Origin of the sequence: Nocardia bovistercoris (assembly GCF_015674855.1) — a bacterium.
Classification (GTDB): Bacteria; Actinomycetota; Actinomycetes; order Mycobacteriales; family Mycobacteriaceae; genus Nocardia; species Nocardia bovistercoris.
On the sequence record NZ_JADMLG010000010.1, the window covers coordinates 290,771 to 307,236 of the forward strand.

Genomic DNA, 16,466 nt, shown 5'->3' on the forward strand with positions numbered 1-16,466 from the left:
TCAGGCATCGTTCAGCGCAGTAGTGAGCGGATAGGTTTGTTTCGTTCTCAAGAACCCCACTCTCGAAGGAGCGATACGTGCGCATTTCAGGATCCACCGCCCTGGTTACCGGCGCGAACCGAGGCCTCGGCGCCCGGTTGGTCGCCGAACTATTGCGCCGCGATGCCTCGACCGTCTACGTCGCGGCCCGCGATCCGGAGTCCGTCGCCGAGGACGTCCGTCGCGATCCCCGCGTGCGGGTGCTGGCCCTCGACGTCACCGACCCCGACAGTGTCACCGCCGCCGCCCGGGCCTGCACCGGTGTCGACCTGCTGATCAACAACGCGGGCGTACTCGGCTTCGGCGATGTGCTCACCGGTGACCTCGCGGTGTTCGAACGCGACCTCGCCACCAACTACCTCGGCGCGTTGCGGGTCACCCGCGCCTGGTTGCCGTCGCTGCGCGCGGCGGGCCCCCGCGGCGCCGCGGTCGTCAATGTCCTCACCCTCATCGCGTTGGCGCCGGTCGCGCCCATGGCGGGTTACTGTGCGTCCAAAGCCGCCGCGCACTCGATGACCCAGGCCCTGCGCGCCGCGGTCCGCGGCGACGGCATCGAGGTGATCGGCGCCTACCCCGGTGGCATCGACACCGAGATGCTCGCGGGCGTCGACGCCGACAAAGCCGATCCCGCCGAGGTCGCCGCCCGCATCCTCACCGGCGTGGAAACCGGCCGGGAGATCATCTGGCCCGACGACGCCTCCGCAGGCGCGGGAGCGCTCTACCTGGGCGACCCCGTCCAGCTCGAAACCATGCTGGCAGCCTGAATCATGAACGCCGACAACGGTGACAGCCCGGCACCGGGTCCGCTCGTCGCCCGCCGGGTGCATCCCGCCGACCCGCTCCGGCTGCTGTCCGCTCCGGACGAGGCTGATCCGCCATCGGCCGACACATGGCGGGTGCTGATCGCGGCGGAAAATCAGTTGCCCGATCGCCGCCGATCGAATGTACTGCCCCGATGACGTCTTCGGCTACCACGGTGCGTGTCGCCACCGCGGTCGACTCGGCCGCCGTAACGGCCATGGCCGTCGAGTTCTACTCAGCGGAAGGTTTCGCCACCGACGCACGGGAATTGGGGAACAATCTCGTGACGTTGCTGGCATCGCCGGCGGCGCGGGTCGCGGTCGTGGATGGGGGAGCGGAGCTGCTCGGCTTCGCTGTCACCACCACCGGCTTCGGGCTGGAGAACGGCCCGATCGCCGTGCTCGACGATCTGTTCGTGGTGCCGAGCGCGCGGCGGCTCGGGCTGGGCGGCCTGCTCATCGAGGACTGCACCGCGTGGGCGCGTGAACGGGGATGCCCGTATCTCGAACTGGTCGTGGCACCCAACGGTCGCGACGTCGGGCATCTGTTCACCTACTACCGCGCCCGCGGTTTCCTCGACGAAGGCCGCCGTCTGCTCAGCAAACGGCTCTGACTCGACCGGAGCACATGCGGCGGAGGCGACCGGCGCTCTTCGATCGTCGGCTCGGCCGACGGGCTCAGTAGACATAACGACACCGCCCACCTCGAACCTCAACCGGCGGCCGCAACGGTTGGCCCAGCGGCATGGTAGGTGGCCGTATCGGTTGGGAAGTCGTCCGATACGAGTCCTGGCGTTCGCCGACGCGATCACGGACAGGTCGTGGCGTCATCCTCGGGCGGGTGCCCATGCAGGTCGCGGATGACGTATCGGCCTTTGTCGGTGGCCTTCGCCCGGTAGAGACTGCTGTCGGCCGCCTCGAGCACGGATTCGGCGTCGGCGATCGGTGCGAGGACCGCGCCGATGCTGGCGGAGATCCGCTGCTGTCGGGTGTCGAGATCGATCGGCGCGGTGATCTGCGACAACAATAGGTCGGCTATTTTGCGCACCAGGTCGAGATCGGCGGGCGGCGGGATCAGCGCGACGAATTCGTCACCGCCGATGCGCGCGATGAGGCAGTCGTGTTCCCGGGCGATATCGCGCAGTCGCGCGGCGATGGCGGTCAGGATCTTGTCGCCGACACCGTGCCCGAACCGGTCGTTGATCCGCTTGAAGTGATCGAGATCGGCGAAACACAGGCCGATACGGTCGTCGCCGTCGCCCGCGTCGCGGATCAGTCGCCCCATCCGCTCGAGCAGGTAGCGCCGATTGGGCAGTCCGGTCAGTGGATCGTGGCGCGCTTGATGACGCAGCTGCTCCTGGGTCCGGCGGCGGGCGGTGTCGTCGCTGCCGACCGCCAGGGTGTAGTCGGGGTACGGACCGCTGCCCTGCACGAAGGTGACCGTGAAGCTGACCCAGATGACCTCACCATCCGGACGCGTCAATTGGCGATCGATCAGCACGGTGCCCTCCTTCGCGGAGACCATTTCCTCGAACACCCGTGCACGGATCAGTTCGTGATCATCCGGAGGCGCGAATTGGTATACCGATGCTCCGCGCAGGTCATCGGCGGGAATACCCAGCATGTCGGCGAGATTCCGATTGACCTCCACGAGCCTGCCGTCGGTGTCCGCTATCGCGATGGCAAGCGGCGCGTTGTCGAACAGATGCCGGTACAGACCGTCCGCACCGCCCGATTCGGTCACCTCGGACGGTGGTTCGCCGCGGTCGTGCGCACCGCACAACCGGGCTTGGTGCCCCTGTGCCAGGGCGGCCAACAACACCGCGAGCCGCTCCTCCGCGTCTTCCCGGCTGTCGCGATCGACCAGACTCCGCAGGACCCGCGCGGACGACAACGGCACGGCCGGATCGGAGAGCCGCGCATCGACGAGCGCGGCGCCCACCCGCCAAGCCCGCGACGGGTCGCAACGCTCCGCACCCAACGCGGCGACGAGGTCATCGATGAACCTCAGCAGCAACCTTTGACCCAGCCGCGCCGAGAGCGGCGCCGCGTGCCCACTGGCGAGGGCTTGCCACCAACGCCGAGCCAGTTGCCTGCGCGCGATCTCGTCCACTACCGCCTTTCGGTGCCCGCCTGCTCGAGAAGACGCTCCAGGATCGAACCCGAATCGCGATCACGATCCCACGTCACAGTCACCGACAGCACGACTTCAACCACCGGCGTCAGAGTACTCGGCTCCACACGACACAAAGCTGGATTCACGCGCACCGCGCGAGGCCGACATCCCGCCGACCGACACACCACGCCGACGGGCCCGTCTCTCCTGTCGGACCGCGACGGGCCGATATCGCCGATATCGTCGACCGCGACCTGCCGGGATACCGAGGGAGCGCGGTATCGGTGTCAACGTCGCCGGTGTGACGGCGCATCCTGTGACCGATGGGTGCGGTCGTCGACGTCACCGGAACGTTGTGCGGGCGCGTGCGGCCTCGATGTGTAACGGTCCGGCGCCGGGCGAGATACTAGTTGCCGTAACGAGTTCCAAGCTCGTCGGGTGGTGATGGAGAGGAGTGACGATGGAACGCACGGGCATTTCGTCCGCCGTGGTCGACTCGGGTTCGATTCTGGGAGGTACGAATGCGTGAGACGCCGAAGATCGTGAGTCTGACGGCGGCCCTCGCCGCCCTCGCGATCCCCACCGCCGCACAGGCGGTCGCGGAGGCGCCCGTCTCGACGGGAACGGACGAATCTCGCGTCACGGCGGCACGGGAGGATGACCGGCCTGAGCCTCGGGTTGCCTTGCCGGACAACGTCGAGTTGATGAGCTTCACGACGCATCGCGCCGCCGACGGCCGATTGTTCGCGCGGCATGGTTCCCATTCGTCTCACTCATCCCATTCGTCTCATGCATCTCATGCGTCTTCCAGTCCGGGGTTCGGCGGACCGAATGTGCCGAAGCCGGGCTACATTCCACCGCCTGCCGTGACCCCACCGGCCCCTCCGCCGCCCGCAGCCGCTCCGCCTACCACCACCACCCCACCGACCAGCTCGCAGCCTGCTTCCGATCCGTTCTCTCTGGCGTGCACGCGGGCAAAGGAGGGCTTCGGCCTGAACGAGATCGCGCGCGAGCTGCAAGAGGTCTTCGGCCTCGCCGCGACCGAGGCCGAGGATCTTGCCCAGCGAGCATTGGACCTGTGTACGAAGGTCGACCCGACTGCCGTGCCCCCTCGGTGACCGAGCAGTGCAGTTGCCTTCGAACTATGTCAGATGCTCTCGGCGAGTGCGGGTTCCGCGTTCTGTGATGGGATCGAGTGATGTCAGGGTCTGATTCGGTGGTCGACTTCAGCAGGTCGGTGCAGTCGCTCGACGCGCTGCGGGAGGCCGCTTACCGTTTGATCGGGCAGGCGGCATGCCAGATCGACGAAGCGGACGGGCGATACGTCTGTCGGCTCTCACCAACGCAGTCACAGCTTCGGGGCGATGAGTTGCGCACTCATTTCCTGAATCTCGTGACGGACGAGAACCTGCGCGAGAAGGTCGGTCGCGAGACCGGCCGGTATCGCGATGTCATCGTCGCGTTGGCATTCGGATCGCTGGCCGAGGGGGAGTGATCGTTGGCCGGCTTCGCCTCAGCGGACTCGTTCCGTCCGGACACGTCCCGGCTGCGACTCCTGCCCATTCGGTTCGAACGGCTCGGTGCAGACCGCTTCCTCGTCGGCAACATGGTCGGCGACATGGCGGAAATGACGACAACCGAGCTGGAGCGGCTGTGCGCGCTCGATCTCACCCCTGGTGACGGGCTCTATGAGAGGGCTTTCGAGAAGCTCTTCGTCGCATCGGCCGATCAGCGCGCACCGCAGCAGCTTCTCGCCCTTCGCCTGCGTAGCCGCCTGAGCTTCCTGCGCGCCGCAACGCCATTGCACCTGTTCGTCGTCACGCTGCGATGCGAGCACTCCTGCCCGTACTGCCAGGTGTCGCGTCAGAGCAAGGACCGCGTCCGCTACGACATGGACAGCGCCACGGCGTCCAGAGCACTGGATATCGCTCTGTCCGCGCCCGCGCCGATGATCAAGATCGAGTTTCAAGGCGGCGAGCCGCTGCTGAACTTCGAGCTCATCCGGTGGATCGTCGTGACCGCGCAGGAGCGGGCGGTGCCCCTGGGCAAGCAGTTGCAATTCGTGATCACGACGAACCTGGCGCTCCTGGATGACGAAGTGCTCGAATTCTGCGCTGAGCACGATGTTCTGCTCAGTACGTCACTGGACGGGCCGCGCGATCTGCACAACAGGAATCGGCCACGTCGTGGCGGGAACAGCTACGAGCTCGCGGTGGCCGGAATCGGGCGCATTCGAGAGCGGCTCGGCCCGGACCGGGTAGGTGCGTTGATGACCACCACCGAAGCGAGTCTGGATCGTGTGGAGGAGATCGTCGATGAGTACCTCGCACAGGGTCTCGACGGCATCTTCCTGAGGCCGTTGTCTCCGTACGGTCATGCGATCAAGACCAAACAGTTCCACAAGTACGATGCCCGGGAATGGCTCGAATTCTGGAAGCGCGGTCTTCGCTACATCCTGGAGATCAACAAGTCCGGCCGCCGGTTTCCCGAGTTCTATTCGGCCTTCATCCTTCGCCGGATGCTGAGTGATGAGCCCATCGGGTATGTCGATCTGAGAAGTCCGGCGGGGATCGGTCTCGGTGCGCTGGTCTACAACTACGACGGCACCGTATTCGCCTCGGACGAGGCGCGGATGCTCGCCGAAATGGGGGACCGCAGCTTCGAACTCGGCAACGTACACGAGCATGGTTACCGAGATCTGGTGTTGTCCGACACGCTGGTGTCAGCGGTGGCGGATTCGCTGACCCAGACCGCTCCACAGTGCTCGGCCTGCGTATTCGAGCCCAACTGCGGCGCGGACCCGGTGTATCACCACGCGACGCAGGGGGACCTGCTCGGGATCAAACCGCTATCGGAGTTCTGCGAGCGACAGAAGGGCGTGATCACGCACTTGTTCGAACTGTTGGAACACTCACCCGAAGACGCCGCCGTTCTGCGGGAGTGGGCGTCGTGAAACCTCTTCTGCTCGTGGGACGATCACCGGCGGCGGACAACGTCGGACTCGGTGACGAGAACCGGATCGTGCGGCTGCGCCCCCCGAACAGTGCCCCGTCGGATGATCGCGATGCCGCGCTGATCGTCGACGATTGTGACTGGACGGCGGCGCAGGCGAACGGATTCCGGATCGCGGTCGGGCGCGACGCGTGCCCGGACGGTGCGTCGTCGAGCTACATCCGACTTCCGGCGGGGTTCGCCGAGGTCGGCGATGGCGATGTGATGAGCATCTACCCGCGGTCGGGTCGAGTGAGGCTGCTCTACCGACGGTCGTCGCGACACAACTTCTTCCTCGTCACCGAACGCTGCGACAACTATTGCCTGATGTGTTCGCAGCCGCCGAAGAAGGTCGATGACAGCCGGCTGATCGACGAGATCGCAGAGGCATTGCCGCTGCTCGACCCGGCGACTCCCGCACTGACATTCACCGGCGGGGAACCGCTCACCGAATGGCGCCGATTCATCGGGCTGCTGGAGCTGTCGCGGGATCTGCTCCCGGACACCGCGATCCACGTATTGACCAACGGGCGCGCCTTCTCCGTTCCCGAGGTCGCGCACGCCTGGGCCGAGATCGGGCATCCGCACCTCTCGGCAGGTATACCGATCTACGCGGCGGTGGATCACATTCACGACTACGTGGTTCAGGCCGCGGGCGCGTTCGACGAAACTGTTCTCGGCGTGCTCCGACTCAAGAACCTCGGACAACGGGTCGAGATTCGTATTGTCCTGCACGCCATCACCACACCGCGCCTCCGCGAGACCTGCTCGTGGATCGCGCGTAACCTTCCATTCGTCGATCACGTCGCTCTGATGGGCATGGAAAACACCGGCTTCGCGATCGCCAACGACGCCACACTGTGGATCGATCCCGTCGATTACCAAGAGCAGTTGAAGGCCGGTGTCGACGCCCTGTCCGTCGCCGGGGTGAACGTTTCGATCTACAACCTGCCCCTGTGTGTCCTCGATGCGGGCATCCGGCCGTTCGCGGTGCAGTCGATCTCGGATTGGAAGAACGCGTACGTCGCGGAGTGTGACGACTGCTCGGTGCGCCACGAATGTGCCGGCTTCTTCTCGACGGGGCGACCGAAGTTCAGTCGCGGGATAGCCGCTATCTAACCATTTTCTTTCACGAGGCGGGTGTGCCGGCATGAGGGGTTTCGGATTGGTGTTTCCGATCACCCGAGGTCGGTGTATCCGCGGGAGGACCGCCTGACCGAACCCCTGGACACGTGGCTGACCGGAGTCTTCCATACACCCGTCCGTCCTGAAGACGGTACGTCCAGCAGGCCGCAGAGGACCGACGTCGCCTTCGCCATACCTGAACTGCGGCAATGGCGGCCGGCGGTTGGCGTGCTCGCGATTGTGACCTGATTGGAACCGTGTGTGGTCTGCTGGATCCCCCTGCGTGAGCTACTCGCTTCTCGAGTAGTGGTGATCAGGAGGAGATCGTCTTGGCGAGTCCGTCGAGGATCATGTCCATTCCGCGTACGGCGTCGTCGTGGGCTCGGACCGAGTCGTCGGCGGTAGCGATGTACATCGCCGCTTCGTCGAGCGCGGCGAGCAGCACGTGTGCCAAGGCGTCGACCGGAGAGTCGGCCTCCAAGTCGCCTTCGGCGCGGGCTCGGGTGAGCAGTGCCCGCAGGACCGCGATCCCGTGACGGCTCTCGATCTCCCGCCAGCGTCGGAACCCGAGGACTGCCCGACCGTCGATCAGCAGTATTCGTTGGACGTCGGGGTTCATACAAGCTCGTAGGAATCCGTGCACTTCGGCCTGGATCAGGTCCAACGCTCTCGCGTCGGCGACTGTGAACTCGTCGACCGCGGCGTTGATCAGTTCCTGCTCGATCTCCAGAACGACTGCTTCGAACAAGGCTTTCTTGTCGGCGAAGTGGTGATAGAGGGCCCCTCGGGTGCCTACCCCCGCCTCGGTGACGATCTCGGTGGTGGCCGTGTCGTCGAATCCTTTCGTGACGAACAGCTTTCGGGCGGCGGTGAGCAGGGCTCTCCGTGTGGCCTCTGCCTGAGCCGCGCGACGTGCGGCGGTGGAGGAGGTGTCGGAAGGGGCGTTGTTCACGGTGAGCACTCTATTGCACTCGCGCAGCCGCCCAGATACAGTCGCATGTCACATGCAGCTGTATGTGAGGCTTCCCGGCTCTACCGCGAACCCCGAAGGGAATCGAGCGCCGTCGTGGGGCTTCCGGGCGCGGTCACGCGACAGGCATCGCTTCCACCGTCGGAGTGCTGCCCGCGTGGACGATGCGCTCGACGATGGTCGAGATCAAAGGGGATCGTTGTGAGATCGAGAGTCGCGGCCGCCGTTGTGGTGGTGCTGTCCTGGTGCGGTCTGTTCGGGCCGCCGTCGGCGGTCTCGGCCGCTCGCCCGCCCGCCGAGCGAGGCCAGGGCTGTGGTCCGCAGGAGCTCAGGACTCGGGGCTATTTCTCCAACCAGGGCGACGGGACGATCTCGGTTGTGGACTTGACCACCGATCGCGTCGTGGACACGATCGACGGATTCTCCCATCCCTGGAACGTCAACGTCACCGCTGACGGGTCGGCGCTGTATGTGGACGACGTTCCGGTATTCGATCCCGCTCACGCGAGCATCGCTGTGGTGGACGCGTGTTCGCACGCCGTGACGGCCCGGATACCCACGTCGGGGTTGGCCATCGGAGCCGCACCCGCACACGGGCGCGAGGTGTTCACCGCCGCCTACTTCCGGCGCGAGATCCTGGTGCTGGACACCGATCGCGACGAGGTGAGCCGGACCTTCCACACCACTTCGGTTCCCACCGGCGTCATCGGTGACGAGGACGGAAAGAGCCTGTGGATCACCGCGTTGCCGAATCTGGTCTACCGCGTCGACCGGGAGACCGGGGCGTCGACAGAGAGTAGCCCCCTCCACACCGACGGTCCTGCGCCGCAGCAGATGTCGCTGAGCCCCGACGGTGCCACCCTGGCAGTTGCCGACAGCACGGGAATCTCGCTCGTGGATACCGCCTCGCATATGGTGCGAACCAGGGTGGTGCTCCCGGGAGAGCTGAGTTCGCCCGCCTACGGCGGCATCAGCCAGGACGGAAAACACCTGTGGATGGCGTATTTCAGCGGACAGGTCGCCGTTGTCGACATCGCCGACGGGACGATCCTGCGCATCCATCAGACCGCCGGGTGGGGAATCGGGGTCACCTTCTCCCAGGACGGCAGCAAGGTCTACGTCCCGACTACTCCGCCGGGAACGGTAGTGGCGCCGTTGGGCCTCGGGTACGCGATTCCGGCGTTCCTGAAATCGTGGAAACCGGGCGGGATCGTTCGTGTCTACGACGCGAGGACCTTCGATGAGATCGCGACCATTCCCGCCGGAAACCTGCCGATGGCGGTCGCGATTCCCGGAGTGGCCAAGTGACCGCCCCGGGCTCGGAGCTGCGCCGCGAACGCCTGAACGATCTCACGCGCCGTGCTGTCCTGATCGGCGCGGCGCTCGGCATCGCGGGCGTCTCGTCCGGCGGGTTCGCGCATGCGCAATCGGCGCTCACCGATGCCCCGATCCGCGAGGTCCGTTGTCGCGCGGTCGTGATCGGTGCGGGCTTGGCGGGCGCTGTCACCGCATACCGGTTGGCCGAGGCCGGAGTGCGGACCCTGGTACTCGAACGCGGCAGGCGCTGGGACGTCGACCACGCAGGTGATACATTCGCCACCACTCGCACTCTCGATAAACGCGCCTTCTACTCGGCTGACCCGAATTCGAGTCTGTATCAGACGTTTCCGGGTGGTGATACCTTTCCGGGAATCGTCGAGATCCTGCCCGGTGACGGTTTGGCGGTGGTGTGCGGTGCGGGTGTGGGCGGGGGCACGCTGATCTACGCGGGTGCCACGATCCGGCCCGGCGAAGCGGTGTTCAGGCAGATGCTGCCCACGATCGACTGGGCCACGATGGACGGCGAATACTACCCACGCGCCGCGCGCCGACTACAGGCCACGCCGATACCCGACGATGTTCTGGCACACCCGAATTGGTCCGGCGCGCGGGAATTCATGAGAATCGCCGAAGCCGCCGGAATGACACCCGAGCGAGTCCTACAGACCGTCGACTGGGACATCGTACGGCAAGAACTCAGCGGGGAGCGGGTGCCCGCGCTGAGCGTCGGCGAGTACCTGCTGGGAGTCAACAGCGGAGCACGTAACTCCGTCGACAAGACCTATCTGGCGCAAGCCGAACGGACCGGCAACGTCGTCGTCGCCCCACTGCACCGGGTCCTGAGCATCGAAACCGACCCGGGCACCGGCCGATTCGGACTCGATGTGGAACGCGTCACCGACTCGGGCTCGCCTGTCGAGTACCTGCACGTCGTCGCCGACGCGGTGTTCTGCGCGGCAGGATCGGCCGGGACCTCCAAACTCCTCGTCGCCGCCCGCGAAACCGGCGCGCTGGCGAATCTCAACGACGAGGTCGGCCGGTACTGGGGCGGCAACGGCGACGAAGGCTGGGCGCAGCTCATGACCGTGAAGGCCACGGCGGGGACTCAGGGGGGCGGGATCAGTGTCGCGATCCGCGACGACGACAACCCGTCGGCTCCGGTCACACTCGAAAACACGGCACTGCCGCTACCTGCCGACCTCCATCTGCTGGGCATGCTCGGCATGAGCGTGTGCCCAGCCGTGGGCGAATTCCGCTACGACCCGTCCACCGGCCAGGTCACCCCGCACTGGCCACCCGACATCCAAGCAGCCGACCGGGCAGCCACACGCGACCTGATCCGAAGAATCGCCGCCGGATCCGACGCCGCCGGTGCGGAACTGGCCACCGCCATCGACCACGCGATCAGCTCGCTCGCCGATCGACCCGGCGTGCCCACCCAGGCCCGCGGACTCCTGCACCTACTGACCGGTGTCCCGACCGATTCGGTCAACGTCGGCCCCCTGGTTCCCTTCACCGGCCATCCCCTCGGCGGCGCCACCCTCGACACCGCCTGCGACAACCACGGGCGAGTCCACGGCCACCGAGGTCTCTACGTCACCGACGCGGCACTCATCCCCGGATCCACCGGTGCCTGCAACCCCAGCTGGACCATCGCCGCACTCGCCGAGCGATGCCTCGACACCATCATCGACCAAGACATTGACACCGTCTTCTGACAGCACGGTCGCATACCGGAGCTAACGCGCGTTCCTATTCGGCAGGACCTTGCTCACGCACGCCGCCGGATTGGTCGGTCTGAACGCAGGTTCGAACCAGGGGGAACGAGTCAGGCGTCGATCGTGTGCGGGCATGAGACGAGCCCGGACACCGGACGCGCGGGCCTGGTCACTCAACTCGCCACCACGACCATCCGAACCCCGCCGACCCGGCGCATCACCCGTGACGAGATCCGTCGACTGGTGGATGGTTTGGGCGGGCAACTGGCGATCCTGCGCGCCGCCGACCCCGGCGGCAAACTCGAGGTGCCCGGGAACTCGGCCTGAAACTGAATTACAACAACAAAACCAACAGGTCACGTGAGGTTCCCCCAAGGCCGGGTAGTTAGTGTTTTCGCTTGTCATGCAAGGGGTTCGGGTGACCAGGTGGTGGCGCTGTAGATGCCTGGTCCGAGTTTGTGGATGAGGCCGTCGGCGGCCCATCGGGTCAGTTGTCTGTACATGGTGTTGAGGGTGATGTCGCCGAAGTGTGCGGCGATGTCACGGGCTCGCCACAAGCGGGTGGGGTCGGTGGTGAGCAGGGTCAGGATGCGGTGGCGTCGGCGCTGGTCGGGAGCGGTGCGGCTGCCGTGGCGGGACGTGGTCGGGAGCGGGAGTTGTTCGGTGTCGGGCACGACGATGGCGAGGTCGAGATCAGTGACGGTACGACTGGTGTCGGGGCGTCCGTCGTCGAGGCGTTCGTGGTAACGCGACATCGGTGATTTGACCTTGCGGGTGCTGAGGCGTTGGCGGCGTGGTGGCAGCAGGTGTCCCAGGATCCGGGCACCGATCCGCCCGAGAAGGCCGCTTCCGGTGCCGGCGGGGACGACCCCGCCCGCCGTGAGGACCTGGTCACGGGCGGTGTGGAAGGCGATGGTGAAGCTGCATCGGTCCGGGTCGGTGCCCGGACGGGATTCGGCGGCGTCGACCATCACCGTGCGCAGTACCTGGTAGAGGCTCAGCAGTGCCCACATTTCCTGTTCGACACCGACCGGGTCTCCCGAGCGCAGGATTCGTCCGGCCATGATCGTGTGGCGCAGCGCGTAGTAGGCGGATTCGTGTTCGGACCGCTGGTGATAGAGACCCACCAGCGTCGCCGCCGGGTAGCGGCGGGCGTCGGTCAGGGTTGTCACCAGGCGGTAGTCGGCGGTGAACACGGTGCCGTCGATACAGGTCACGGTGATCCGGGCGTCGATGACACGTACCGGGATCCCGGCGATGACCGCCAGATACGAGCCGTCGCCCAGGCGGGTCAGGACCGGGATGCGCCGGTTGGCGCGCGAGCGACCCAACACTTCGGCGCCAGTCGCGCGGACCTCGACCAGGAAGTCGTTGCTGTCGAATCCCCTGTCCCACAACACCAGCATGTCCGGGCGCAATAGATGCAGAAGCTTGCGCGCGTAACCGGTCTCGCCCGGATCGGTGGGCCCGAACACCGCCCCGATCACCGCGCGGGTTCCGGTCTCCACCAGCGTCATCAATGCCGGCATCGGGTAGGGGTAATAGGCGGTGGCACGCAACCAGGACCGGTTGCGGGCGGTGGCGGGCACTTTCTGGGAGGTGCAGCCATCGAAGGACACCATCCGATACCTCCCGAACCGAACACCGGGAGTCGAGGGCTGCGCCAACGGCCCGGACAACACGTCGAACAACATCCGCATCGGCGCGACTCCCACCCGACGACGCAAGTCCCGCAATGCTTTCGCGGTCGGAGCGGACACGGGTATCCCGGTCAGCGAGGCCGTCAGTTTGTCCCAGACCGACCGATAACCCACCTCGGGAAACAAACACATCGCCAGCAGGAAATAGACCCCGACCCGAGACGGGAGATCACGCAACCGGCGCTGGGTCGACCGGGTCTCGGCGAGGACCGCGTCGACGAGTTCGAAGGGCACCACCGCGGTCAACTCGCCCAGATGACCGGGTGCGAACCGGCCCGCGGCCACGGTCACCGACCGGGTGATCGTCGCCAACACGGGAGACGGGGGAGAATGAAACGGCAACGGAGCTCCTCGGCGCAGGGGTGTCTTGGTCGACTACCTGAACCAACGAGCTCCGTTGCCCTATACCCGAAATCCTCAAACTGCTTGCGCCACCAGCGAAAACACTAACTACCCGGCCTTGGGGGAACCTCACAGCTGGCCCGGATCGAAGTTCGCCTGGAGGCCAGCTTGCTCAGCATCGAGGTCGCTGAGAACAACTTGCGCACCGCGCTCGACTACGCCAGCAACTGCCATGCGGGCTACCTGGAAGCGAGTCACCCCGTCCGTCGCCTGTTCAACCAAGCGTTTTTCGAGAAGGTCTACCTCGAACAGGACCATGTTCGGATCGAGCTGGCCGAACCGTTCAAGACTCTGCTGGGTGGTGAACTGATCGCCGCCAGCGTAAGCGATATCGAGAATGTTCGAGCAGATCAGGCCGACGGTACCGCCCCGGACGACCAGCGAGTGACTGCGGACGGCGTGGAGCTGATGGAGATCATCCGGAGGCGCCCAGATACCAACAAACCCACACCGGTGGATGCGGGTTTGAAAGGTAATAAGCTGGTGTCCGGAGGGGGACTTGAACCCCCACGCCCGATAAAGGGCACTAGCACCTCAAGCTAGCGCGTCTGCCATTCCGCCACCCGGACCGGTGTGCTCAGCAAGATTAACGGATATGCAGGCTGGGACCAAATCCCGGTACAAACGCCAGGTAAGAGGCGTTTCCGACCATGCAGGGCCAGTTCACCGTGAACCCGCCGTGCACGGTCGGAAAGCCGATCAAGGGGTGCCACGCCAGCACGGCATGCTCGGTGGCCGCACTGGCATCGATCAAAGCGCACACGATCGCATCGAGTCCCGTTTGCGGAAAGCCCTGGCATTGGTCTTGCAGCCGCAAGCGTCCACGGTTCGGCCTAGAGCGGGCCGCCGCGCCGCGGCTAGCAGGCGGCCCGGGGGCAGCGCCGGTCAGGTTGGCGCGGTGATTGCTCGCCAGGTCGGCGACTGTCGGATCGCAGATCTCCCGCACCGGCCACATGGTCGAGTAACGCTGCGGGGACGACCTCGCTCCCGCCGCGACCAAGCTCCCGAGCGCATGCATGGCGGATGCATCTCCGACCTGCAACCGGGGCACGTGATGGCGCGAAGAGATCGGGCTCATGCTTCCGCGGTATCGACTCCGCCATGGCCGCGCGGCGGCAAACGGAAGGTGCCCGGCCCCCTCGGATTCGCCACAGCGCGGCCCGCGCCACTGAATTGCACCGAGGCCCGTCCGGCGTACCCGAGAAGCTGTTCGCCCAGCACCCGCGCGACCAGTACGAGGACGCTATCCTCATCCTCGGGATCTCCTCGAGCTTCCACCTCGCGTTGAATGCGAACCGACAGAATATGATTCGGCCCGCCATCGTGTCGTTGCCCGGCTCGGCGACGGGGCCGGCGCGATCGGTTAACCCGCGATTGGCGCTCGACCGCGTTCTGTGTCTAAGATTTGAACTCGCCGGTGACACTGCGAAGTCCGTAGCGGCACAGAGGAACCCATCACCGGTCCGGGTGGCGGAATGGCAGACGCGCTAGCTTGAGGTGCTAGTGCCCTTTATCGGGCGTGGGGGTTCAAGTCCCCCTCCGGACACACACGTTAACCACCGGTCCCTGAACACTGACGGTAGCCCGTTTCTGTTCAGGGTTGTACCGGATTTCCAGCTGTAAAGCCTGGTACAGGGCCGTTTGGTCTGCCGGACTTCCCATCGACAGTACCTCACCGATGTCTCCCAGACCATCGACCATTCGTTCCAGTTCGTCGGCCTCAATGGGTTGGAGGTTCGGGATGGTATCAAGTTCTGCCTGCGCGACAGCTCGGTCCATGTGAGCGCTGTTGATAGCGTCGACCAGGGCGCCAGCATCGACACCAGCTTCTATGGCCGCTTGATGCCTGCGAAGCTTGGTTTCGGCATCGCTGAGCCGTTGCCTGGTGGCCTGACGCTGCTGTTCGTAGTCCACGACATCTTGGGCGTCGATCAACTGGGCGATGGTATCGGCGCGATGCTCATGATCGAACAGAGTGCCAATCCAGATGTTCAGCGGGCCGAGCAAGGCTGTCTGACGCAGGTTGACGGTAGTCGGGTGTGTCGCCAGCACCGGGCTATTGGGAACGAGACTGCGGATACGGCAGCGATAGTAGATATGGCCGCCCTTGGCGGTGGCCTCCATCTTCCGGCTGCACAGATCGCAGCGGATGCACCCCCGCAAGGGGTACCACCGGTTGCTCGATGTCGTCGTTCTGGTTCGTTCCAACCGGGCTTGTCCCTGGTTGCCTCCTGCCGCCTTGCGACGGCGCGTCAGGTACGCCTGCGTGAAGGTCTCGACTGACACGATTGCCGGATGTGCCGGTCGGCGGGAACGGACGATTCGATCCTGATTCGCTCGCTTGAACCGCACCACATGACCAGCGGCCACATCGTCGGGATCGAGCAGTTCTTCGTGCTTGCTCCATCTGCCGAATACGGCATAGCCGGTGTAGCGGGGGTTCTCCAGAATCGCCCGTACCGTCGATGCCTGCCAGCCATCACCGGAACGGTGAGAATTCTGGCCGGGATGATGCGCTGAGGGACAGGGGATGCCATCACGGTTCAACCCGGCGGCAATCGCTCGATCTCCTCGATCTTGCAGATACTCACGGAAGATCCGCCGTACGACTTCGGCCGCGGGTTCGTCAATCACGAGGATGCGAAGCCGCAAACCTGCTGCTGCCCGGCTGGGATTGGGATGGGGTGGTCCATCCACCGTGACGTACCCGTAGGGGGCTCTGCCGCCTTGGTGGCGGCCTTCGTTGAGTACCTGGGCATCCATGCCTGCCCGAGTCCGTTTCTGGACATGCTGACGCTCGGACTCGCTCATTCCGCCGAGCATGCTCATCAGCATGTTGTGCGAGGGGTTGAACGGATCGTAGCGGCCACCAAGTTCAGGCACCCAGATCTCGACACCGTAGTTCCTGAAAAGTGGTGCCACCAAACTAAATTGGTTACCAAACCAGCAGCGAGTGCCTTCACCCACCACAACTGCTGTCCAGCCACGTTTCGGGTTCTTCATGTCCGTCAGGAGCCGACCCGCCTCGGTGCGTCGATGCCAGGGAACCGAACGGGATTGTCCTACATCGAAGTACGACGTGACGATCGTGCCCGGCGTGAACTTCTCCCCATTGCCGTACTGCCAGGCATAAGACGTTTCCGGGTCTTGGTTGTCTTCTGTCGAACACCGGCCGTAGAAGGCGAAGGAGATGTCGCCGATCGTGTTCGAGTCTTCGACCGTGATACCGAGGAGCTGATCGAGGGTTGCCCACTCACTGATAGTGTCTGACATGAGCCTCTTTCC

The 16,466-nt window shown here is 65.3% G+C and carries 15 protein-coding genes and 2 tRNA genes; 10 read left to right on the top strand and 7 right to left on the bottom strand.

The window, feature by feature from the left end; all coding sequences use genetic code 11:
* Positions 1–77: 77 nt before the first annotated feature.
* Together IT779_RS24130 and IT779_RS24135 are read left to right on the top strand one after the other, a co-directional pair.
* Positions 78–803 (top strand): SDR family NAD(P)-dependent oxidoreductase, encoded by a 726-nt coding sequence (locus tag IT779_RS24130; protein ID WP_196151675.1) that lies wholly within the window; start codon positions 78–80, stop codon positions 801–803.
* A 191-nt stretch (positions 804–994) separates the two neighbouring features.
* Positions 995–1,453, top strand: coding sequence for a GNAT family N-acetyltransferase (locus IT779_RS24135; protein WP_196151676.1), 459 nt, complete (start codon positions 995–997; stop codon positions 1,451–1,453).
* Positions 1,454–1,647: 194 nt separating this feature from the next.
* On the opposite strand, the gene IT779_RS24140 is transcribed toward IT779_RS24135, so the two are convergent.
* Positions 1,648–2,952, bottom strand: a complete 1,305-nt coding sequence (locus tag IT779_RS24140) for a diguanylate cyclase domain-containing protein (RefSeq protein WP_196151677.1) — start codon at positions 2,950–2,952, stop codon at positions 1,648–1,650.
* A gap of 524 nt (positions 2,953–3,476) precedes the next feature.
* On the opposite strand from IT779_RS24140, the gene hxsA2 reads away from it, so the two are divergent.
* From hxsA2 to hxsC, 4 genes are all read left to right on the top strand, one after another.
* Positions 3,477–4,073, top strand: a complete 597-nt coding sequence (hxsA2, locus tag IT779_RS37240) for a His-Xaa-Ser repeat protein HxsA2 (RefSeq protein WP_198428867.1) — start codon at positions 3,477–3,479, stop codon at positions 4,071–4,073.
* Positions 4,074–4,171: 98 nt separating this feature from the next.
* Complete coding sequence (locus IT779_RS24150) at positions 4,172–4,450, top strand: hypothetical protein (protein WP_196151678.1); 279 nt, start codon at positions 4,172–4,174, stop codon at positions 4,448–4,450.
* Positions 4,451–4,453: 3 nt separating this feature from the next.
* The gene (gene hxsB, locus IT779_RS24155) at positions 4,454–5,908 is read left to right on the top strand and encodes a His-Xaa-Ser system radical SAM maturase HxsB (RefSeq protein WP_196151679.1); all 1,455 of its coding nucleotides are present in this window, start codon (positions 4,454–4,456) and stop codon (positions 5,906–5,908) included.
* Entirely contained in the window at positions 5,905–7,065 is a 1,161-nt protein-coding gene (gene hxsC / locus IT779_RS24160) for a His-Xaa-Ser system radical SAM maturase HxsC (RefSeq protein WP_332838945.1), read from the top strand. Before hxsB ends, hxsC begins: the two co-directional genes overlap by 4 nt.
* A gap of 319 nt (positions 7,066–7,384) precedes the next feature.
* Here hxsC and IT779_RS24165 read toward each other — a convergent pair whose 3' ends face one another.
* Complete coding sequence (locus IT779_RS24165; RefSeq protein WP_196151681.1) at positions 7,385–8,023, bottom strand: TetR/AcrR family transcriptional regulator; 639 nt, start codon at positions 8,021–8,023, stop codon at positions 7,385–7,387.
* Between the two features lie 219 nt (positions 8,024–8,242).
* On the opposite strand from IT779_RS24165, the gene IT779_RS24170 reads away from it, so the two are divergent.
* From IT779_RS24170 to IT779_RS24180, 3 genes are all read left to right on the top strand, one after another.
* Positions 8,243–9,349: a YncE family protein gene (locus IT779_RS24170; protein WP_196151682.1), complete on the top strand. Its 1,107-nt coding sequence runs from the start codon at positions 8,243–8,245 to the stop codon at positions 9,347–9,349.
* Positions 9,346–11,079, top strand: a complete 1,734-nt coding sequence (locus IT779_RS24175) for a GMC oxidoreductase (protein ID WP_196151683.1) — start codon at positions 9,346–9,348, stop codon at positions 11,077–11,079. The genes IT779_RS24170 and IT779_RS24175 overlap by 4 nt, the downstream gene beginning before the upstream one ends.
* A gap of 123 nt (positions 11,080–11,202) precedes the next feature.
* Positions 11,203–11,406: a hypothetical protein gene (locus IT779_RS24180; RefSeq protein WP_196151684.1), complete on the top strand. Its 204-nt coding sequence runs from the start codon at positions 11,203–11,205 to the stop codon at positions 11,404–11,406.
* A gap of 74 nt (positions 11,407–11,480) precedes the next feature.
* On the opposite strand, the gene IT779_RS24185 is transcribed toward IT779_RS24180, so the two are convergent.
* The 4 genes from IT779_RS24185 to IT779_RS24200 form a co-directional block, all read right to left on the bottom strand.
* Positions 11,481–13,121: a transposase domain-containing protein gene (locus IT779_RS24185; RefSeq protein WP_196151685.1), complete on the bottom strand. Its 1,641-nt coding sequence runs from the start codon at positions 13,119–13,121 to the stop codon at positions 11,481–11,483.
* Positions 13,122–13,250: 129 nt separating this feature from the next.
* Positions 13,251–13,439: a hypothetical protein gene (locus tag IT779_RS24190; RefSeq protein ID WP_196151686.1), complete on the bottom strand. Its 189-nt coding sequence runs from the start codon at positions 13,437–13,439 to the stop codon at positions 13,251–13,253.
* A 223-nt stretch (positions 13,440–13,662) separates the two neighbouring features.
* A tRNA-Leu gene (locus IT779_RS24195) sits at positions 13,663–13,750 on the bottom strand.
* A gap of 17 nt (positions 13,751–13,767) precedes the next feature.
* Positions 13,768–14,127 (bottom strand): hypothetical protein, encoded by a 360-nt coding sequence (locus tag IT779_RS24200; RefSeq protein ID WP_196151687.1) that lies wholly within the window; start codon positions 14,125–14,127, stop codon positions 13,768–13,770.
* A 515-nt stretch (positions 14,128–14,642) separates the two neighbouring features.
* Here IT779_RS24200 and IT779_RS24205 point away from each other — a divergent pair.
* Positions 14,643–14,727, top strand: a tRNA-Leu gene (locus tag IT779_RS24205).
* Here the strand turns inward: IT779_RS24205 and IT779_RS24210 are convergent.
* Positions 14,709–16,454: a recombinase family protein gene (locus IT779_RS24210; RefSeq protein WP_196151688.1), complete on the bottom strand. Its 1,746-nt coding sequence runs from the start codon at positions 16,452–16,454 to the stop codon at positions 14,709–14,711. The two genes, IT779_RS24205 and IT779_RS24210, sit on opposite strands and share 19 nt — an antisense overlap.
* Between the last annotated feature and the right edge of the window lie 12 nt (positions 16,455–16,466).

Coding starts and splice junctions, on each gene's coding strand:
- IT779_RS24135 (WP_196151676.1), top strand. CDS start 995: ATGACGTCTTCGGCTACCACGGTGCGTGTCGCCACCGCGGTCGACTCG.
- hxsA2 (WP_198428867.1), top strand. CDS start 3,477: ATGCGTGAGACGCCGAAGATCGTGAGTCTGACGGCGGCCCTCGCCGCC.
- IT779_RS24190 (WP_196151686.1), bottom strand. CDS start 13,439: ATGGTCCTGTTCGAGGTAGACCTTCTCGAAAAACGCTTGGTTGAACAG.
- IT779_RS24210 (WP_196151688.1), bottom strand. CDS start 16,454: ATGTCAGACACTATCAGTGAGTGGGCAACCCTCGATCAGCTCCTCGGT.